This is a genomic window from Mangrovactinospora gilvigrisea (assembly GCF_001879105.1).
Lineage (GTDB): Bacteria > Actinomycetota > Actinomycetes > Streptomycetales > Streptomycetaceae > Mangrovactinospora > Mangrovactinospora gilvigrisea.
In genome coordinates this window covers 13,812-32,107 of sequence record NZ_MLCF01000021.1, presented here as the reverse complement: position 1 = coordinate 32,107, position 18,296 = coordinate 13,812, and the positions used below count along the sequence as shown (strand labels likewise).

The following is an 18,296-nucleotide window of genomic DNA, read 5'->3' as shown; positions in this document are numbered from 1 at the left end:
CCGCCGCTCAGGCCGGCCGGTTCTCGGCCAGATAGCCGCGGGAGCGCTCGCGGACCTCCGGGGAGAGGCCGCGGGCGATCTCCCCGATGGTGCGGCCGCGGAGGCTCTCCCGCCAGGCGTCGTCCGCGTCCTGCATGATGCGGTCGACCGTGCACCGCCGCACGCACTGCTCGGCCGGTATCGCGCAGACGCCGCGCTGCCGGATCTCGGTGCAGACGAAGGCGGAGGCCTCGCCCTCCACGGCCTCCACCACGTCCAGGACGGTGATCTCGGCGGCGGGCCGGGCCAGCCGGAAGCCGCCGCGCGGACCGCTGGTGGCGTGCAGCACGCCGGAACGCACCAGCGACTTCAGGTGCTTGGCGAGGTAGGCCTCGGGGAGCCCGTAGAAACCGGCGAGGGTGCGGCGCGAGGCGACCGTGCCCGGGGGGCCCTGCGCGAGCAGCACCGCGCAGTGCACGGACCACTCCACGCCCTGGGACAGCTTCATGGCGTCCACCCTATCGGTTCGACCACATCGTGGAGTTGCCGTATCTATGATGGATATCTAGTATCCACGATAGAGCCTGATCGTGGTTCCGAAGGGGGAGACGCGTGCGGATGCTGCTGGTGGCCGTCTCGGCCATGTTCATGGCCCAGTTCGACCTGTTCGTCGTCAACATCGCGGTGCCCTCGCTCCGCGGCGACCTCGGCGCCGGCCCGGGCGCGCTGGAACTGGTCGTCGGGGGCTACGCCTTCGCCTTCGCGGCCGGGCTGATCACCGGTGGCCGACTGGGCGACCGGTTCGGCTACCGCCGGGTCTTCATCGCCGGGATGGCCGCCTTCTCGGTGGCCTCGCTGCTCTGCGGGCTCGCCGTCGATCCCGCCCAACTGGTCGCCGCCCGGCTGCTGCAGGGCCTCTCCGCGGCGGCGATGGTGCCGCAGGTGCTCTCGCTGATCACCGTCGGCTTCCCTCCGGAGGAGCGCGGCCGGGCGATCGGCTGGTACGGCTTCTCCTCGGGCGTCGGCGCGCTCGCCGGGCAGATCCTCGGCGCGCTGCTGCTCCAGGCGAATGTGCTGGGGCTCGGCTGGCGGACCGTCTTCCTGGTGAACGTCCCGGTCGGGGCGGTGGTCATCGTCTTCGCGCGGCGCGAGCTGCCGCGCGGCGAGCCGCGCGCGGCGCGCCTGGACCCGGTGGGCGCGGTGGGGGTGACGGCGGCGCTGGCGGCCGTGCTGGCGCCGATCTCGCTGGGGCCGGACGCGGGGTGGCCGCTGTGGACGTGGCTCGTCCTCGCCGCGGCCGTCCCGCTGGGCGCGGCGGCGCTGGCCTGGCAGCGGCGGCTGCGGGCGCGCGGCGGCAGCCCCCTGCTCGACCTGGCCCTCTTCGGCAACCGCCGCTATGCGCGGATGCTGGCGGCGGGGGTGGCGTTCCAGCTCTACTTCGGCAGCTTCATGTTCACCCTGACGCTGCTGCTGCAGCAGGGGTTCGGGCGGAGCCCCTTCCAGGCGGCGCTGATCTTCCTCCCGCAGGCGGTGCTCTTCTCGGCGTCCTCCCTTGCCGGTTCGCGGATCGTGGCGCGGTACGGGCCGGGGGTGACGCGGGTCGCCTGCGGCGGGCTGCTCGCCGGGGTGCTGGTGCTCGGGGTGCTGGCGTCGGCGGTGGACAGCGCGCTGTGGCTGGTGCTGCCGCTGTCGCTGATCGGCCTCTGCAACGGGCTGGTGCTGCCGCCGCTGATGGGCGCGGCGCTGCGCGAGGTGCGGGCGGAGCAGGCGGGGGCGGCGTCCGGGCTGATGACGACGTCCCAGCAGTTCGCGAACGCCGCCGGGGTCGCGGCGCTCGGCGCGGTGTACTTCGCGGGGGCGCACGCGGTGGTGACGGCGGTCCACGCGGGGCTCGCCGCCGTGGTGCTCCTGCTGCTGTGACGACGCCCCGGCTACGGCTGGGCCGTCACCTTGAGGCGGCCCGCCAGCCAGTGCATGGTGTGCGGGATCTCCTGCGTCCAGGTGTTGAAGTTGTGGCCGCCCTGGTCGCGGACGAGGGTGGTGACGCCCATCGGCTGCCGGGCGAGCCTGGCGAAGGCCAGCGTCTGCTTGTAGTCGGCCTCGGTCCGGCTGGTCGTCAGCAGCGCCTGGACGGGCGGCGACGGCAGGTGCTTGAGGCGCCACACCAGGTCGTTCTCGGCGCGGTACTTCCTGCTGCCGTCGTAGAGGCTGCCCGTCGTCGGGTCCTGCAGCGCGTGGAAGTACGCGGAGAGCGCCACCGCCGAGCCGAAGCGGTCCGGGCTGGTCATGGCGATCTTCAGGGCGCAGTAGCCGCCGGTGGAGTCGCCGGCCATCGCCCAGCCGGCCGCGTCCGGTGCGGTGCGGTAGCCCTCGCGCACCGCGCGCGGCACGTCCTGGGAGAGGAACTGCAGCGCGTGCGGGCCGCCCGGGACGTCGGTGCACTCGGTGTCCCGGCTGTCCGTCGCGGAGCGGATCATCACGTAGATCATCGGCTTGGCGGTGTGCGCCGCGAGCCCCCGCAGCTGGTACTCGGGCAGCTTCATCTTCTTGATGAGCGCGACCGCCTCGCCCGGGTAGCCGGTCAGCTGCACCACCACCGGGAACCGTTTCTTCTCGGCGCCGTGCGCGAAGTACTGCGGGGGCAGGTAGACATAGCCCGTCTCGGAGAGCCCGCTGACCGCGCCGCGGATCGTCACGTTGTCGATCCGGCCCGTCTGGGCGGGGGCGTTCTTGCCCTGGTAGCGGACGGCCTGATGGCCGGTCACCACCAGATGCCGCGCCTTGGCGCCGGCCGTCACCTGACTGATCTTCGCCGTGTCGTGCTGCGTCCCCAGCAGGTCCGACCAGCTGGTGTAGAACATGAAGTCGGCGTTGACGGCCGCGGCGAAGGCCGAGACGATCGCCAGCTGGCACGCCACCAGCATCCCGACCCGGCCCGCGACCATCGCGGGACCGCGCCGCGCCAGCCTCGGCCACAGCCAGACCGTCAGCACGATCAGCCCGATCGCGATCAGGATCAGCAGCAGCACGAACTTCTTCGCGGTCAGTCCCACGTGTGTTGCCTTCCGGTCACTGAGGAGGGCCGCCGGCGTCGGCGGCACGTCCCCCTGCGTTCATCCGTGGGGAAGACTGCCGCCGTACAGGCCGGGTTGGGTTTGTTACATAACCGCCTGAAATCCGTGTGGTTCGCGATTGCGCGATCAACGACCCGATCGGGTGGCGGGTATCCGCAGGCTGACGTTGCGTCCGGCCCCGAGCCCGGCGGCCAGCCCCACCCCGCACGCGACCAGCAGCAGCACCAGCGGAAGCGTCCAGCTCCCGGTGGCCTGGCGCAGCAGCCCGGCGCCCACCGGGCCGATCGCGGCGATCAGATAGCCGATCAGCTGGGCCATCCCGGAGAGCCGCGCCGCCACGGCCGCGTCCCCGGCGCGCAGCACCAGGATGGTGAGCGCCAGCCCGAACGAGCCGCCCTGGGCGAGGCCCAGCAGCACGGCCCACAGATAGGCGCCGCCGATCGGCGCGGCGAGCAGCCCGGCGAACCCCGCGGCGTTGCAGCCCACCATGACCACCACCAGAGCCCGTTGGCCCCCCTGTCGCCCGCCACCGCCCTTGTTTCGAAGTCTCATCCCCCGTCCCGCGGCGAGCGGCACCAGGAAGGCGCTGAAGAGCTGCACGAAGGTGGAGAAGGCGAAGACCGCGCCGGCGTCGGCGTGCGACATCCCGTGGTCGGTGAAGATGGTCGGCAGCCAGGCGATGGCGGTGTAGCTGAGCAGCGAGCAGATGCCCATGAAGACGGCGATCTGCCAGGCCAGCGGCGAGCGCCGGAGCCATCCGGAGGGCTCCTGCCCCGAGGACGCCGCCGCCGCGCGCGCGGCCGGACGCTCGTTGCGCACCAGCTGCGGCAGCCAGACGACGAACGCCGCGGCGGCCAGCAGCGCCCAGACGCCCAGCGAGCCGGCCCAGCCGCCGAGGCTGCGCTCCAGCGGGACGGAGAGCGCCGCCGCGGCCGTCGCCCCGCCGATCATCACGGTGGTGTAGACGCCGGTCATCAGCGCGGCCTTCTCCGGGAAGTCGCGCTTGACGATGCCCGGCATCAGCACATTGAGGACGGTGATGGCGAGCCCGGTGAGCACCGAGCCGCCGAAGAGCGCCGCCTGGGAGGGCAGCACCCGCAGCAGGATGCCCGCCACCAGCAGGCCCAGGCCCAGCAGCACGGCCCGCTCGGTGCCCTGACGGCGCGCCAGCCAGGCGGCCACCGGGGCGCCGACCGACATCATCAGCACCGGAAGCGTGGTGAGCAGCCCGCCACCGCCGGAGCCCAGGTGGTAGCGGTGCTCGATCTCCTCGACGAGCGGCGAGACCGCGGAGACCGCGGCCCGCATGTTGGCCGCGACGAGGACAAACCCGAGCATCGCGAGCACGGCGGAGAGCCGCTGCGAGCGGGGTGCGAAGGGGCGGTGGGGCGCGCCGGTGCGCGCGCCGGTGGTGAGCGACATGGCTGTTCCGTGGTTCTGTGGTTCGCGGTGCGGGGGGCGAGGAGGACCGGGGCTTCGGGGCGCGTGCCCCGGGAGCTACTCCTGGTCCAGCAGGGTGTGGACGGCCTGCACGGGCTCGTCCAGCAGGCGGCGGCAGGCCGCCTCGGCCTCGTCCGGATCGCCGGAGGCGACCGCCTCGACGAGGGCCAGGTGGGTGGCGACCGAGGTGGTCGGCATCCCCTCGTCGCCGAAGGCGGCGAGCATCGCCTCGCGGACGGTGCCGCGGAAGAAGCCGTAGACGCCGCTGAGCGCCGGGTTGTGGGCGGCGTCCACCAGGGCGGTGTGGAAGGCCAGATCGGGGTCGATGGTGCCGCTGCCGCCGGGGCCGAACTCGTCGAGCACGTCCTGTTCGTCGGCGAGGGCGGCGCGCATCGCGGCGAGGTCGTCCGGGGTGCGGCGGACGGCGGCCAGCCGGGCGGCGTCCGTCTCCAGCGCCACCCGCACCTCGAGGACGTCCCGGATGCCGGCGCGGCGCATCGCGGCCAGCGCGGACTCGGGGTCGACGGTGGAGACGACGAAGGTGCCCTCGCCCTGGCGCGACCGCAGCAGGCCGGTGTGGGCGAGCACCCGGACGGCCTCGCGGACGGTGTTCCGGCCCACCTGGAGGTGCTCGGCGAGCTCGTGCTCGGTGGGGATGCGGGAGCCGACGGGCCAGGTGCCGGCGGCCAGCTCGGCGCGGAGCTGCTCGATGGCGTGGTCGACGAGGGAGTGGCGGCCGGCGGCGTGCAGCGGCATGGCGGCTCCTCCTCGGGTGCGTCGGCGCGGTCCGGTGTCCGGTGGCCCGGTCATCCTACAACCGACACGCGGTGATCACACACCTGTCCAATAACAGCGTAAATGATGATTGAAAGATAGATTTGCCCGTCATGGGATGTTGCCTCGTCGGAGCGATCGCCGCCTTCTTCCCCCGCCTGGTGCTGGTCGCCGTGTGGCTGTCCACCAGCCTGGTGAGCAAGGCCTTCAGCAACTGGCTGTGGCCGCTGCTCGGGCTGATCTTCCTGCCGTTCACCGCGGTCGCCTACGTCTTCGCCCACGAGTTCGCGTTCACGGCCGGGGCCGGCTCCGGCGTCCACGGGGCGCTCACCGGAACGGGGTGGGTGATGATCGGCATCGGGCTGCTGCTCGACCTCGGGACGCACGGCGGCGGGGTGCTCAGCCGCCGCAAGTCAGCGCAGCGCTAAGAAGGGCCGCGGCGCCGTCAGGAAGGTGTCAAGACGCCCCGGGACCGGGTGACTTCGGGACGTCCGCGGGCTTCACTCGCCGCATGGCGAGCGAACGCGTTCCACCACCCGCGAGGGACGGTCGGGTCGGACTGTCGGGGGACGGTTCGACCACGGGCGCGCGCCCTCGCCGGCCGCGGCGGCCGGGCAGCGGAGGACTGCCCGCCCCGCTGGCCTTCTGCGCCGCCTACGGGCTCGCCGTCGCCGTCTCGCTCGCCCTCGGGGCGGCGGGCGCGCGCCACGACACCGACGCCGACCTGCTGGTGCTCACCCTCGCCGCGGCGGTCTCCGGGCTCTTCGCCCGGCGGCCGGCGGGCGCGCTGCCGATCGGCCTCGTCTACTGGGCGTTCTTCGACGGCTTCCTGCTGCACAGCGACGGCAACCTGGGCTGGGACGGCTCCGAGCCGCACCGCCTCTTCGTGCTCACCGGCGCGGCGATCGCGGGCGCGCTGGCCGCGTTCGCCGTCCGGCTGATCCGGCAGCCGCGCCGCTGACCGCTGCCGGCCGGGTCGCCCGTGCGGCTACGGCTACGGGTGCGGCTCGGCGAGCGAGACCGCGTCGGACGGGGGCGTCCCCTTGGGACGCCGCGGTTCGCGGACGCCCGCGCCGCCGTCGTCCCGCCCGGAGCCGCCTCCGGGGAGCCACGGCGGCCGCGACCACCGGCCGCCGCCGAACCTGAGCTTGCGGGGGAGGCGAAGTCTGGCCATGGATCCAGGGTCGATCCGTCCAACTCCGGGCGCAAGACACCTATATGACTATTTTTCGGTGAGCCGCTCCAGCACGAGGGCCACGCCGTCCTCGTCGTTGCCGGCCGTCACCTCGTCGGCCGCCTCCTTCACCTCGGGGTGCGCATTGCCCATCGCGACGCTGTGGCCCGCCCAGGCGAACATCGGCAGATCGTTGAGCATGTCGCCGAAGGCAATGGTCCCGGGGGCGGTGACCTTCAGCCGGCGCGCCGCGAGGTTCAGGCCGGTCGCCTTGCTGAGGCCCGGCGGCAGCAGCTCCACGGTGTCGTCCCCGGCATGGGTGACGTCCACCGTGCCCCCGATGCCGCCCACCAGCTCCACCGCAGCCGAGTAGAGCTCGCTGTCGTCGAGGCGGTCGTGCTGGATGTAGGCGCGGGTGATCGGCTCGGCCCAGAGCCGCTCCGGGTCGTCGGTGACGTCGATCGGCAGCGGCGACTCCAGCCGGTAGCCGGGCGAGGTGACGACCTCGCCGTCCAGCCCGTCGCGGCTCACCGCGACCAGCAGCGGGCCGAGTTCGCCCTCCAGCTTCTCGATCGCGGCGCGCGCCGTGCGGCGGTCCATCGTCACCGAGGTGAGCAGCCGGTGCGCCCCCGCGTCGTAGAGCTGGGCGCCCTGCCCGCAGACCGCCAGGCCGGTGTAGTCGAGGGAGTCCAGGATGTGCCGGGCCCAGGGCACGGCGCGGCCGGTCACCACGATGTGCGCGGCGCCGGCCCGCTGTGCGGAGGCCAGCGCCGCGCGGTTGCGCTCGGAGATGGTCTTGTCCGAGCGCAGGAGCGTGCCGTCGAGGTCTGTGGCGACCAGCTGGTACGGGAATGCGGGTGAAGTCACCCGACCAGTGTCACATCCGCGCGATGGTCATGATCGCGGCAAACGGACGCGTCAGCCCTTCGGCGCGGCCGTCGGCTCCAGCACCTCGCGCCCGCCCAGGTACGGGCGCAGCACATCGGGGACCCGGACCGAGCCGTCGGCCTGCTGGTGGTTCTCCAGCAGCGCCACGATGGTGCGGGAGACCGCGCACAGCGTGCCGTTGAGGGTGGCCAGCGGGCGCGTCGCCGACTTGCCGGTGCGCTCGTCGGTCTCGCGCATCCGGATCGACAGCCGCCGCGACTGGAACTCGGTGCAGTTGGAGGTGGAGGTGAGCTCGCGGTACTTGCCCTGGGTGGGCAGCCACGCCTCGCAGTCGTACTTGCGGGCGGCCGAGGAGCCGAGGTCGCCGGTGGCCACGTCGATGACGCGGAACGGCAGCTCCAGCGACGTCAGCCACTGCTTCTCCCACTCCAGCAGCCGCCGGTGCTCGGCCTGGGCCTGCTCCGGCGCGATGAAGGTGAACATCTCCACCTTGTCGAACTGGTGGACGCGGAAGATGCCGCGGGTGTCCTTGCCGTAGGAGCCGGCCTCGCGGCGGAAGCACGGCGAGAAGCCCGCGTAGCGCCGCGGCAGCGAGGCGCCCTCCAGGATCTCGTCCATGTGGTAGGCGGCGAGCGGCACCTCGGAGGTGCCGACCAGGTAGAGCTCGTCCTTGTCCAGGTAGTACACGTCGTCGGCGGCCTGGCCGAGGAAGCCGGTGCCGGCCATCGCCTGCGGCTTCACCAGCGCGGGCGGCAGCACCGGGACGAAGCCGGCCTGCTGCGCCTGGTTCATCGCCGCCTGGACCAGGGCGAACTCCAGCATCGCGCCGGGGCCGGTGAGGTAGGCGAAGCGGGCGCCGGAGACCTTGGCGCCGCGCTCGGTGTCGATGGCGCCGAGCAGCTGGCCCAGCTCCAGGTGGTCGCGCGGCTCGAAGCCCTCGGCGGCGAAGTCGCGGGGGGTGCCGATGGTCTCCAGGACGGCGAAGTCCTCCTCGCCGCCGACCGGGACGTCCGGCTCCACGATGTTGCCGATGGCGAGCGCGAGGCGCTGCGCCTCCTCGGCGGCCTCGTGCTGCTCCGCGTCGGCCGCCTTGACCGCCGCGGAGAGCTCCCCGGCCTGCTTCAGCAGCGCCTGCTTCTCCTCGCCCTGGGCCTTGGGGATCCTCTTGCCCAGCTGCTTCTGCTCGTTCCGCAGCTCGTCGAAGCGGGAGCCGGCGGACCTGCGCCGCTCGTCGGCGGAGAGCAGGGCGTCCACCAGGCCGACGTCCTCGCCGCGGGCACGCTGGGAGACGCGTACCCGATCCGGGTCCTCACGGAGCTGTCGCAGGTCAATCATGAGCCCAGGGTATCGGCAACCGGGGCGCCCACTGTGCACGGTGTGGAAGACGGTGGACGTCCCACGTCGGGCCTGTGGATAACTTTCGGCGCCCGCGGAGCGCGACGGGCCTTCGGTGCGGTGCGTGACCGGAGTGTCAACACCGCGTGAGCAAAGGCTTCTAAGCGATGTGTCGACTTTGGCATGGGGCGCGAAGACCCGCGCACACCCTGTGGATAACTTCCCGAATCCTGTGGACAAGCCCTGTGGACAGCCTGTGGACAACTCCCCCTGGGGCTGTGGAAAAAGCTGGTGGGGCGGGTCGTTCAGGCCCGTCCGTCGCGGCAGTTGGCGAGCCAGTCGTGGGCGGCCCGGAACTCCGCGTCCGAAGTCCCCTGCCCCAGCCGGGGTTCGGCGCGGTCGGCCCGCGGATACGAGCCCAGGAAGCGCACCTTGGGGCAGATCCGGTGCAGCCCCATCAGGGCCTCGCCCACCCGCAGGTCGTCGATGTGCCCGTCGAAGTCCGCGATGAAGTAGTAGCGGCCCAGCCCCTCACCCGTCGGACGGGACTCGATCCGGGACATGTTGACGCCGCGCACCGCGAACTGCTGGAGCAGCTCCAGCAGCGCGCCCGGGTGGTCCTCCGCCAGCCACATGGCCACCGTCGAGCGGTCCGAGCCGGTGCGCGCCGGCGGCCGGCCGGGCCGCCCGACCAGCACGAAGCGGGTGGTGGCGGACGCCGCGTCGTTGATCCCGGTGCGCAGCGGGACGAGCCCGTACTGCGCCGCCGCGAACTCCCCGGCGAACGCCGCGTCGTAGCGCCCCTCGGAGACCATCCGCGCGCCGTCCGCGTTGGACGCGGCGGACTCCCACTCCGCGTCCGGCAGCTCGGTGCCCAGCCAGCGGCGCACCTGGCTCTGCGCGACGGGGTGGCCGGTGACGGTCTTGATGTCCCCGAACTCCGTGCCCGGACGGGCCAGCAGGGCGAACTCGATGGGCAGCAGCACCTCGCGGAAGATGGTCAGCGGCTCGCCGCCGGCCAGCTCGTCGAGGGTGCCGGGGACCGGGCCCTCCACGGAGTTCTCCAGCGCGACGAACGCGGCGGCGGCCTCGCCGCGGCGGACCGCGTCGAGCGCGGCCGGGACGGAGGTGAGGGGGAGGAGCTCGCGGGTGGCGGCCTCGGGGAGGGTGTGGAGGGCCGCCTCCGTGAAGGTGCCGGAGGGGCCGAGGTAGACGTAGGACTGCGCGGCGTGCGGGGCTGGTGCCATGGAGTCAGGTTAGTCGCCGGCTCGCTGTCCCATTCAGGCCTCCAGGAGGGGTTGGCCCACGTACTCGCCCGGGGCGCAGCCCGGGGGGACGGCGAACAGGGCGCTGGAGACGTGGCGGACGAAGACGGAGAGCGCGTCGCCGCGGTCCAGGCGGCGCTGGACGGGGACGAAGCCTGTGCGCGGGTCCGCCTGCCAGGCGACGAAGAGCAGCCCCGCGTCCGGGGCGCCGTCCGGGTCGTAGCCGTCGTGGAAGGAGAACGTCCGCCGCAGCAGCGTCGCCCCGCCGTTGGACTGCGGCGCCGCCAGCCGGATGTGGGCGTTGGCGGCGATCGCCGGCAGCCCGTCGGAGCCGGTCGCCGCGAGGTCCATCGGCGTCCTCTCGGGCGCGTGCGCCGGCGCGGAGAGCGGCGCGCCGGTGGACCGCCGCCGGCCGATCACCGCCTCCTGGCGGCCCCCGTCCAGCTCGTCCCAGTCGTCCAGCAGCATCCGGATGCGGCGCACCACCGCGTACGAGCCGCCGCGCATCCACGCCTGGTCCCCGGACGACCGCGGCACCCAGACCTTGCCGAGCGAGGCCGGGTTGCCGGTGCCGTCGACCTGGCCCATCAGATTGCGCGGGGTGCGGTCGACGGTGGCCGCGCCGGGCGCCCGGTTGAAGCCGGACATCTGCCAGCGGACGGCGGCGGTCCCCCGGGCCAGCCGCTGCACGGTGCGCAGCGCGTGCCAGGCGACGTTGGGGTCGTCCGCGCCGATCTGCACGAACAGGTCGCCGTCCGAGCGCGCCGGGTCCAGCTGGTCCTGGCCGAAGGCCGGGATCGGCGCGAGCGCCGCCGGGAGCCGGTCGCCGAGGCCGTCGACCCGGGCGAAGAGCGAGCGGCCCAGCCCGAAGGTGACGGTGAGCCGGGACGGGCCCGCGTCCAGCGCCACCTGGTCGTCGTCGGACGGCGGCCTGCCCTCGGCCATCGCGGCGGCCGCCGCCGTCCAGCGGCGCAGCAGGGCGGCGAGGGCGCGGCGGGACCGCCCCGCCGGGCGCAGGTCGAAGGCGGCCAGCTGGCCGACCGCCTGGGCGCGTTGGGCGATGCCGGCCTGGTGGGCGCCGTGGAAGGGCACGCGGTCGGTGCCCACCGCGGTGAGCGGGGTGGGCGCCGGCGCGGCGGTCAGCGCCTGGGCGGCGGCGGCACCCCCGGCGCCGGCGGCGAGGCCGGCGGCGGCGGTTGCGGCGGCGGTGCCGAGCAGCCTGCGGCGGGTGACGGGGCCGGGGGATTCGGGCTCGCTCAACGGACCGTCACCTGGCCGTAGACGGTGATCTCGTCGATCGCGGAGGTGCGGACGGTGATCGCGACGCGCCAGCGCCCCGGCATGGGGACGGAGACGCTGCTCGCGGCGTAGTGGCCGGTGTCGAGGTGGTTCGTCTTCACGGGGATCGGGCCGATGTCGCGGGCGGGCAGGGTCAGGCCGACGTCCAGTTCGGCGACGTCCATGGGCTTCTTCGACGGGGTGGCGAGCAGCACATGGAGGGTGTTGCCGCCGGTCCGTCCGGGATCCAGGGTGACATCGGCCGTGCCGCGGCCGTTGGCGCCGCCGGTGTCGAAGGGGATGGTGACGGTGTTCTGCGGGGCCGCGCGGCGGGTGGCCGCCGGGGACGGGGACTTGGCGGCGGCGGCCTCGTTGCGGGCCGGGTTGCTGTTGGTGAGGACGGTGGTGACGGCGAGGACGGCGACCGCGAGGGCGGTCTCGGTGAGGACGGAGCGCCGGAGGAGGGCGGGGGTCGGGTCGAGGCGCTCGGCGCGGCGGCGTGCCGCCGCGGTTCGGGCGTTCTGCTGGCGCTCCAGTTCGGCCTTGCGCTTGGTGGTGCTCGCTGTTGCCGCCCCTTCGCCCCGGCACTCCACCCCGCCGGGGGCGCCGACCGCCGGGGTGCTGTCCGTGAGTTGGGCGACGAGTCTGCGGGAGGCCGCGGCGGCTCCGACGATGGTGGCGACGAGGAGGAGCTTGATGAGCAGGGTGCGTCCGTAGTCCGTCTCGTACAGCGCCGACCAGGTGCCGACCTGGCGCCAGGACTGGTACGTCCCGGTCGCCGCCAGCGCGGCCACGCACCACAGGGCCATCCTGGAGAACTTCCGGACGGCCGCCGCCGGCACCCGCTCGTCCGTCCCGCGCAGCGTCAGCAGGATCGTCGTCAACCCGCCCAGCCACAGCGCCATCGCCATCAGGTGCACCATGTCCAGCGGCAGCGCCAGCCCCGGCTGGATGCCCACCGCGGCGTGGTCGGCCGCCGACCAGGTCGCCGCCAGCCCCCACGCCAGCAGCGCCCCCACCAGGCCCAGCGCCCAGCGCAGGTCGCGGCCCGGACCGGCGGTGACGTCCTTCGCCCTGCCCAGCCGCACCGCCAGCACCGACAGGAAGACGGCGAAGACCGCGAGCAGCAGCAGCCGCATCCCGAGCGCCGTCCCCAGCCGGGTCCCCAGCGTGCTGCGGATCAGGGAGTAGGAGAGCGCCTTCCCCGGCCCGCCGCCCGCGGTGTGCGGACCGTAGAGGAGCAGCACGGCCACCGTGGAGAGCAGCAGCGCCGCCCAGGAGCCCTGCAGCAGCCGCTGCACGTCCGGGCGCCGCACCCCCCGCGTCCACAGCAGCAGCACGAACGCCGAGCCGCCGACGAGCAGCGCGAACGCCGCGTACGCCACCCCGCGGGCGATCTGGTACGCCCACTCCACCGCCGCCGTCCCGCCGACGGCCGGCTTCTCGCCGGGCGCCGCGGTGGTCGCCGAGGCGTGGCCGATGTTGAAGGTGAAGGCGCCGCCCACCGGGTGGGTGTCCGCCGAGATCGCCTGCCAGGCCACCGTGTAGGTGCCCTGGGCCAGCCCGGACCGCAGCGCCACCCGGGCGGTGTCGGTGCGGCCGCCGGCGTGGCCCGTCCCGCCGGTGTCGGCCCGCGAGCCGTTGGGCGCGAAGACCCGGACGTCGTCCGCGCGCAGCGTCACCGACTCGCTGAAGGTGAGCACCACCTGGCCCGGCGCGGCGGACGCGCCCAGCGTCTGCCCCTGCCCGGGCGTGGAGCTCTCCAGCTGGGCGTGCGCGGACGCCGGCGCCGCGCCCGCCAGCAGCAGCACCAGCGCGGCGGCGGCCGCCGCCAGCAGCGTCGTCGCCCATCGGGAGACCCGACGTATCGTCACCGGAATTCGCCCCCTGTGCCGGTCAGCCGGCCGAGCCGGGCCGGTACGTCATCGACTCGACCGGCACCGTGACGGTGCGCGGCCCGGACTGCGCGAACGTCAGCCGCAGCGTGATCGAACCGCCCTCCTTGAGCGGCTTCTTCAGCCCCTGGAGCATCAGGTGGTTGCCGCCGCGGGCGAGCGCGAGGGTGCCGCCGGCCGGCACATTGAAGCCGGTGACCTCCTGCATGCTGCCGCCGCTGGTGGTGTCCATGGTGACCGTGGTGGCGTCCTGGCTGGTCACCCGCGTCAGACGGTCCGTGGTGCCGCCGGAGTTGGCGACGGTGAGGTAGGCCGCGGCCATGCCGCCGGCCGCCGGCTTCGGCACGTACTGCTGCTTCACCGTCAGCTTCGGCGGGGTGTGCGTGGCGCCCTTGGCGGCGGCCGAGGCCTGGCTCTCGGCGCCGCCGGCGGAGCCCTTGCCGGAGCCGCCGCCCGGCGGGACGTCGTTGATGAGCAGCGGCAGGTCGTGGGCGAAGGTCTGCGGCGTGGACTGGTCGTTCATGAAGATGACGTGCGCCTTGCCGTCCGGCGCGAACGGCACCACCTGGGTGCCGTGCACGGCGGTGATGGAGCCGTCCTTGGCGACGGTGGCCGGGGAGACCCCGATGCCGACCTTCCGGGCCGCGCCCTGGATCGTCTTGAAGTCGCCGGTGAGGCCGATGAAATGGCTGCTGAAGGAGTCCAGCCAGGTGCGGATGGTCCTCTTCGAGTCGTGCGCCGGGTCGGTGGTGACGAAGACGACGTCGACCTTCTGCTGCTCGGCCTTGGGCAGCTGCTGGAGCGCCACGGCGATGTCGGCCATCGTCGTCGGGCACTCGTCCGGGCAGTGCGTGTAGCCGAAGTAGAGCAGCGTCGTCCTGCCGGCGGTGTCCTTGCGCAGGTTGAAGGGCTTGCCGGAGGTGTCGGTGAGCGTCACGTCGGGCTTCGCCCACGGGGTGTCGAGCGCCGTCGCCCGGTAGACGGACTTCGGAGAGGGGTGCGAGGAGACGGTCGCGGCCGAGTCGGAGCCGGAGCTGGAGCAGCCGGCGAGGACCAGGGCGCCGGCGGCGGCCGCGGCGGCCGCGGCGACGGCGAGCGCCCTGGGGCGGCGGGTCCGGGTGCGGTCCGGGGTGGTGGAGCTGGGGAGCATGGCGGGATCAGGACTTCCGTGCGGGAGGGGTGGATTGGCGGTCCGAGGGGGAGGGGCGGCGGCCGGGCCGCCGCCCCTGGGGCGGTGTCAGGAGCCGGCGCGGCCGCGGCGGGCGGCGCGGAACCCGAAGGCGCCCACGGCGACTCCGGCCGCGCCGACCACCAGCGCCGCGACGGCCAGGCCGCGGGCGGTGCCGTCGCTGTCCGAGGACGCGGCGGACGCCGGGGCGGCGGCCCTGGTCGCGGCGGCGCCGGAAGCGCCGGTCGCGGCGTCGCCCGAGGACGCCGGGGTGAGGGTGAGGACGGGCGCCGGGTTCTGCGGCTCGGGCCGGCCGGCCTGCGCCGGCTCGATCCACCGCACGACATCCTTGCCGCCCTGGTCGCTGTACGTCTGCAGGGCCTTGAACGTCAGGCTCTTGGCGTCGGACGGCAGCGGACCGGCGGAGACGGTGAACTGCTGGAACTGGTTGGGGGCGATCTTCCCGCCGGACCAGGTCACCTTGGAGACGGCCTGGGTGACCGTGCCGTCGTCCGTCTTGATGGGCGTCTTGAGCGTGGTCTTCTGCACGGTGGCGGTCCAGCCGGGGACCGGCTGGACGCTCACCGAGGCGAGCGGGTGGTCGGTCGGGAAGTACACCTCGACCTTGACGGTGTCGGCGTTGTCCTTCTCGTTGGGGACCTTGAACGCCAGGGTGCTGTAGCTGCCCTGCGGGGCGCTGGACGGATTGACCGTCACATGCGCGCTGGCCGGGACGGCCAGGCCGAGGACGGCGACGCCGGCGGCGGCGCCGGCCAGGGAGAGCCTGCGGATGCGGTTCATGCGGTGCTCCGGTGGTGTACGCGCGTGAATTTGGCAGGATGCGGAGGCGCGCCACAGTTCGCGCGGTGGGTTCCCGGGCGTCCGGCCGCGGTCCTCACTCGCGCAGTTCCCCGCGCCCCCTTGGGGGCGCGTCGTCAGACTGCGGGCGCGTACGCCACCGGAGGGCCGCGGCGGGTGGTGGTGTGGCGGAGCAGGGTGAGGGTGGCCGGGAGATGGGGCCTGCGGGGGCGGCGGACGCGGCGCGGGCGCGGGCCCGGCGTGCCGAGCAGCAGCGCCGACGCGAGCGCCAGGGCGAGCCGCAGGCCCCCCGCGGCGCGCGCCGCCAGCCGCACCACCAGCCAGAGCGCGGCCTCGCCGCGCCGCAGCCACCAGCCGGCGGCGAGCGCGGCCAGGGCGTGGCCCGCGATCATCGCGGGCGTCAGCCCGAGCACCGCGGTGCCGACGGCGTGCCCGGCTCCCGCCATCCCCGCCATGCCGCCCGAGGCGTGTGCCGCGGCCTGCTGCCGCAGCATCCCGTCGAGCCCCGCCTGCCGCACCAGCCGGACGGCGTCCGCGCCGTGCGCATGCCCCCCGCACAGCAGGCCGGCCGCGATCCGGTCGGCCGCGGAGCGGGTGGCGGCGGCACCGGAGGTGCCGCACTGGGCGGCCATGAAGAGCATGTGCAGGGCCAGTTGGCCCACAGTCAGGCCGGCGGCGATGGAGACCGTGGAGCGCTCCCGCCCGGCGAGCGCGGCCGCCGTACAGGCCACCGCCGCGAAGGCGGCGGCCAGTGCGGCCACCGGTATCGGGGGTGCGCCGGGGGCGGACAGGGAGTGGCCGGCGGCCGCGAGGCCCACGCAGACCAGCGCGAACAGGCCACCGCGGAGCAGCCGGAAGCCCGGCGCCGCCGCGGACGCGGTGCGCCGCGCACCGCGCGCGGAATCCGGCAGGCCTGTCATAGCGGTCACATCGTCCCACGGGGCTGTCGCCGCCTTGTAGGGGGCCCTGGGACGGGGCCCAGTGGGGCAATCTCCCCGCCCGATCGTGGGCCGATCGGGTGCCGTCGGCCTGACAACACGCTTAGCTCACCGTAGCGGCGGCAATACGTATCCATATGTGGAGCCGCAGCCAGGAGGCTGGAGCGATGAACATCCGGTGGACCATCCACCTGAGACGCGAGGCTGCGAGCGTGCCGCTGGCACGCAGGATTCTGCTCGGCACCATGGACTCCGTCGGCGTGGACGCGCAGGTCTCCCAGGACCTGTGCGTGGCGCTGAGCGAGGCGTGCGCCAACGCCGTGGAGCACGCCGGCCACGGCGCTCCCGACGAGTACCGGGTGACGGTGACCATCGACGGCGAGCGCTGCGGCGTGGAGGTGGTGGACTTCGGGCCCGGCTTCGGACCGGACCCCCATCCCGTCGACGGCCAGGACCTCGCCGCGGACGAGGAGCAGGACCAGGAATGGTTCCTCTCCGACGCCGCGGCTCTTTTCTGCTCCGACTACGCGGACTATCCCGACTACGACGCCTTCGACGAGGCGTTCGGCCAGTACAGCGAGCCGCTGGCGGTGCTGCCGGCCGACCCGACCGCGGAGTGCGGCCGGGGGCTGTTCCTGATCAGCTCGCTGATGGACCACGTCCGGTTCACCAACCACCCGTGCCGCGGCGCCGTGGTGACCTTCGACAAGGCGTTGCGGTGGCGGCCCGGTACCGGCGCCGCCACCCGCGCGCTGCTCAGGGCGTCCTGAGGGTCACTCGGCCGCCGGCAGGCCGGCGTGCTCGGCGAGCCAGGCCTCCACGTCCGCGGAGGTGCGGGGCAGGCCCGCCGAGAGGTTGCGGTGGCCGTCCTCGGTGACGAGCACGTCGTCCTCGATGCGGACGCCGATGCCGCGCCACTCCTCGGGGACGGTGGTGTCGTCCGGCTGGAAGTAGAGGCCGGGCTCGACGGTGAGCACCATGCCGGGCTCCAGCGTGCCGCCGACGTACGCCTCGGTGCGGGCCGCCGCGCAGTCGTGCACGTCCAGGCCGAGCATGTGGCCGGTGCCGTGCAGGGTGTAGCGGCGCTGCAGGCCGATCTCCAGGACCCGCTCGACCGGGCCCTCGAGGATGCCCCAGGAGACCAGGCGCTCGGCGAGCACCCGCTGGGCGGCGTCGTGGAAGTCGCGGTACTTGGCGCCGGGGCGGACGGCGGCGATACCGGCCTCCTGGGCGTCGTACACCGCGTCGTAGATCTTCCGCTGGAGTTCCGTGAAGCGGCCGGAGACCGGCAGGGTGCGGGTGACGTCGGCGGTGTAGAGGGTGTCCGTCTCCACACCGGCGTCGAGCAGCAGCAGGTCGCCGGGGCGGACCGCGCCGTCGTTGCGCACCCAGTGCAGGGTGCAGGCGTGCGGGCCGGAGGCGGCGATGGTGCCGTAGCCGACGTCGTTGCCCTCGACCCGGGCGCGCAGGTTGAAGGTGCCCTCGATGTACCGCTCGGAGGTGGCGGCGGCCCGGTCGAGGACGCCGACCACGTCGTGGAAGCCGCGGACGGTGGAGTCGACGGCCTTCTGCAGCTGCTCGACCTCCCAGGCGTCCTTCACCAGCCGCAGCTCGTGGAGGAAGACGGCGAGTTCGGCGTCGCGCGCGGCGTCCAGGCGGTCGGCGAGCGCGGCCTCCAGGGCGGCGTCGTGGCCGCGGACGATGCGGGTGGGCACCGCCGGGTCGGCCGCCTTCAGCTCCTCGGCGACCTTGCGGACGTCGCGGCAGGGGAGGCCGAGCAGCTGCTCGCCCTCGGCGAGGCTGTTGCGCCGGCCGACCCACAGCTCGCCCTGGCCGTCGAGCCAGAACTCGCCGTTCCCGCGGTCGGAGCGGGGCAGCAGGTAGGCGGTGGCGTCGTGGCCGCCGGAGGTGTTCGGTTCGAGCACCAGCACGGCGTCCTGGGTCTGGTCGCCGGTGAGGTGGACGTACTCGCAGGCGGCGCGGAAGGGGTACTCCGTGTCGTTGGAGCGCGTCTTGAGGTGGCCCGCGGGGACGACCAGGCGCTCGCCGGCGAAGGCCGCGGAGAGCGCGGCGCGGCGGCGCGCCGCGTGCGGTGCCTGCGGGTCCGGGGCGAGGCCGTGCCGCTCGGTGTCGGACCAGCCGGACCGCATGAAGTCCTTCAGCGGGTCGGAGACGGCAGGGTAGAGGCCGTTCTTGCGGGGTTTCGGGTCTTCGTCGGTCACGCGTTCCATGCTAGGACGCGGATTTCGGCCGGTGAACAGGTCCCGCG

18 protein-coding genes are annotated in these 18,296 nt (G+C 74.1%); 4 read left to right on the top strand and 14 right to left on the bottom strand.

Features of this window, described 5'->3' with window-relative positions; genetic code table 11:
- Nucleotides 1-7: 7 nt before the first annotated feature.
- The gene (locus BIV57_RS05725) at nucleotides 8-487 is read right to left on the bottom strand and encodes an RrF2 family transcriptional regulator (protein WP_071655553.1); all 480 of its coding nucleotides are present in this window, start codon (nucleotides 485-487) and stop codon (nucleotides 8-10) included.
- 110 nt (nucleotides 488-597) lie between these two features.
- Between BIV57_RS05725 and BIV57_RS05720 the strand changes: the two genes are divergently transcribed.
- The gene (locus BIV57_RS05720; RefSeq protein WP_071655552.1) at nucleotides 598-1,899 is read left to right on the top strand and encodes an MFS transporter; all 1,302 of its coding nucleotides are present in this window, start codon (nucleotides 598-600) and stop codon (nucleotides 1,897-1,899) included.
- Between the two features lie 11 nt (nucleotides 1,900-1,910).
- Here BIV57_RS05720 and BIV57_RS05715 read toward each other — a convergent pair whose 3' ends face one another.
- The 3 genes from BIV57_RS05715 to BIV57_RS05705 all read right to left on the bottom strand — a co-directional run bounded on the left by BIV57_RS05715 (nucleotide 1,911) and on the right by BIV57_RS05705 (nucleotide 5,249).
- Entirely contained in the window at nucleotides 1,911-3,032 is a 1,122-nt protein-coding gene (locus BIV57_RS05715) for an alpha/beta hydrolase (RefSeq protein ID WP_071655551.1), read from the bottom strand.
- A 147-nt stretch (nucleotides 3,033-3,179) separates the two neighbouring features.
- Nucleotides 3,180-4,475, bottom strand: coding sequence for an MFS transporter (locus BIV57_RS05710; RefSeq protein WP_071655550.1), 1,296 nt, complete (start codon nucleotides 4,473-4,475; stop codon nucleotides 3,180-3,182).
- Nucleotides 4,476-4,550: 75 nt separating this feature from the next.
- Nucleotides 4,551-5,249, bottom strand: a complete 699-nt coding sequence (locus BIV57_RS05705; protein WP_071655549.1) for a FadR/GntR family transcriptional regulator — start codon at nucleotides 5,247-5,249, stop codon at nucleotides 4,551-4,553.
- Nucleotides 5,250-5,380: 131 nt separating this feature from the next.
- Here BIV57_RS05705 and BIV57_RS05700 point away from each other — a divergent pair, with 131 nt between their 5' ends.
- Together BIV57_RS05700 and BIV57_RS05695 are read left to right on the top strand one after the other, a co-directional pair.
- Complete coding sequence (locus BIV57_RS05700) at nucleotides 5,381-5,695, top strand: hypothetical protein (protein WP_071655548.1); 315 nt, start codon at nucleotides 5,381-5,383, stop codon at nucleotides 5,693-5,695.
- An 83-nt stretch (nucleotides 5,696-5,778) separates the two neighbouring features.
- The gene (locus tag BIV57_RS05695; protein WP_071655547.1) at nucleotides 5,779-6,228 is read left to right on the top strand and encodes a hypothetical protein; all 450 of its coding nucleotides are present in this window, start codon (nucleotides 5,779-5,781) and stop codon (nucleotides 6,226-6,228) included.
- A gap of 33 nt (nucleotides 6,229-6,261) precedes the next feature.
- On the opposite strand, the gene BIV57_RS05690 is transcribed toward BIV57_RS05695, so the two are convergent.
- From BIV57_RS05690 to BIV57_RS05650, 9 genes are all read right to left on the bottom strand, one after another.
- The gene (locus tag BIV57_RS05690) at nucleotides 6,262-6,441 is read right to left on the bottom strand and encodes a hypothetical protein (protein ID WP_071655546.1); all 180 of its coding nucleotides are present in this window, start codon (nucleotides 6,439-6,441) and stop codon (nucleotides 6,262-6,264) included.
- A 48-nt stretch (nucleotides 6,442-6,489) separates the two neighbouring features.
- On the bottom strand, nucleotides 6,490-7,308 hold the full coding sequence (locus tag BIV57_RS05685) for an HAD family hydrolase (RefSeq protein WP_071655545.1): 819 nt from the start codon (nucleotides 7,306-7,308) through the stop codon (nucleotides 6,490-6,492).
- 51 nt (nucleotides 7,309-7,359) lie between these two features.
- Nucleotides 7,360-8,664 carry a serine--tRNA ligase gene (gene serS / locus BIV57_RS05680; protein WP_071655544.1) on the bottom strand — a complete coding sequence of 435 codons (1,305 nt, stop codon included), beginning with the start codon at nucleotides 8,662-8,664 and terminating at the stop codon, nucleotides 7,360-7,362.
- A 305-nt stretch (nucleotides 8,665-8,969) separates the two neighbouring features.
- The gene (pheA, locus tag BIV57_RS05675; protein WP_071655543.1) at nucleotides 8,970-9,911 is read right to left on the bottom strand and encodes a prephenate dehydratase; all 942 of its coding nucleotides are present in this window, start codon (nucleotides 9,909-9,911) and stop codon (nucleotides 8,970-8,972) included.
- 33 nt (nucleotides 9,912-9,944) lie between these two features.
- Nucleotides 9,945-11,189, bottom strand: coding sequence for an iron uptake transporter deferrochelatase/peroxidase subunit (gene efeB / locus BIV57_RS25865; protein ID WP_071655542.1), 1,245 nt, complete (start codon nucleotides 11,187-11,189; stop codon nucleotides 9,945-9,947).
- Nucleotides 11,186-13,081: a copper resistance CopC/CopD family protein gene (locus tag BIV57_RS25860; protein ID WP_245797443.1), complete on the bottom strand. Its 1,896-nt coding sequence runs from the start codon at nucleotides 13,079-13,081 to the stop codon at nucleotides 11,186-11,188. Before BIV57_RS25860 ends, efeB begins: the two co-directional genes overlap by 4 nt.
- A 22-nt stretch (nucleotides 13,082-13,103) precedes the next feature.
- Complete coding sequence (locus BIV57_RS26605) at nucleotides 13,104-14,252, bottom strand: copper chaperone PCu(A)C domain-containing protein (RefSeq protein ID WP_071655541.1); 1,149 nt, start codon at nucleotides 14,250-14,252, stop codon at nucleotides 13,104-13,106.
- 87 nt (nucleotides 14,253-14,339) lie between these two features.
- Entirely contained in the window at nucleotides 14,340-15,071 is a 732-nt protein-coding gene (locus BIV57_RS05655; RefSeq protein ID WP_071655540.1) for a YcnI family copper-binding membrane protein, read from the bottom strand.
- 134 nt (nucleotides 15,072-15,205) lie between these two features.
- Nucleotides 15,206-16,009: a hypothetical protein gene (locus tag BIV57_RS05650; protein ID WP_071655539.1), complete on the bottom strand. Its 804-nt coding sequence runs from the start codon at nucleotides 16,007-16,009 to the stop codon at nucleotides 15,206-15,208.
- 230 nt (nucleotides 16,010-16,239) lie between these two features.
- Here BIV57_RS05650 and BIV57_RS05645 point away from each other — a divergent pair, with 230 nt between their 5' ends.
- A complete protein-coding gene (locus BIV57_RS05645; protein WP_419185688.1) occupies nucleotides 16,240-16,797 on the top strand; it encodes an ATP-binding protein in 558 nt (185 codons plus the stop codon).
- 3 nt (nucleotides 16,798-16,800) lie between these two features.
- On the opposite strand, the gene BIV57_RS05640 is transcribed toward BIV57_RS05645, so the two are convergent.
- On the bottom strand, nucleotides 16,801-18,249 hold the full coding sequence (locus tag BIV57_RS05640; protein WP_419185687.1) for an aminopeptidase P family protein: 1,449 nt from the start codon (nucleotides 18,247-18,249) through the stop codon (nucleotides 16,801-16,803).
- Between the last annotated feature and the right edge of the window lie 47 nt (nucleotides 18,250-18,296).

What these genes read in the sequence shown, in the direction of transcription:
- BIV57_RS05725 (WP_071655553.1), bottom strand. Translation starts at nt 487, where the DNA reads ATGAAGCTGTCCCAGGGCGTGGAGTGGTCCGTGCACTGCGCGGTGCTG.
- BIV57_RS05720 (WP_071655552.1), top strand. Translation starts at nt 598, where the DNA reads ATGCTGCTGGTGGCCGTCTCGGCCATGTTCATGGCCCAGTTCGACCTG.
- BIV57_RS05700 (WP_071655548.1), top strand. Translation starts at nt 5,381, where the DNA reads ATGGGATGTTGCCTCGTCGGAGCGATCGCCGCCTTCTTCCCCCGCCTG.
- pheA (WP_071655543.1), bottom strand. Translation starts at nt 9,911, where the DNA reads ATGGCACCAGCCCCGCACGCCGCGCAGTCCTACGTCTACCTCGGCCCC.
- BIV57_RS26605 (WP_071655541.1), bottom strand. Translation starts at nt 14,252, where the DNA reads ATGCTCCCCAGCTCCACCACCCCGGACCGCACCCGGACCCGCCGCCCC.
- BIV57_RS05655 (WP_071655540.1), bottom strand. Translation starts at nt 15,071, where the DNA reads ATGAACCGCATCCGCAGGCTCTCCCTGGCCGGCGCCGCCGCCGGCGTC.
- BIV57_RS05650 (WP_071655539.1), bottom strand. Translation starts at nt 16,009, where the DNA reads ATGACAGGCCTGCCGGATTCCGCGCGCGGTGCGCGGCGCACCGCGTCC.
- BIV57_RS05690 (WP_071655546.1), bottom strand. Translation starts at nt 6,441, where the DNA reads ATGGCCAGACTTCGCCTCCCCCGCAAGCTCAGGTTCGGCGGCGGCCGG.
- BIV57_RS05705 (WP_071655549.1), bottom strand. Translation starts at nt 5,249, where the DNA reads ATGCCGCTGCACGCCGCCGGCCGCCACTCCCTCGTCGACCACGCCATC.
- BIV57_RS05710 (WP_071655550.1), bottom strand. Translation starts at nt 4,475, where the DNA reads ATGTCGCTCACCACCGGCGCGCGCACCGGCGCGCCCCACCGCCCCTTC.
- serS (WP_071655544.1), bottom strand. Translation starts at nt 8,664, where the DNA reads ATGATTGACCTGCGACAGCTCCGTGAGGACCCGGATCGGGTACGCGTC.
- BIV57_RS05695 (WP_071655547.1), top strand. Translation starts at nt 5,779, where the DNA reads ATGGCGAGCGAACGCGTTCCACCACCCGCGAGGGACGGTCGGGTCGGA.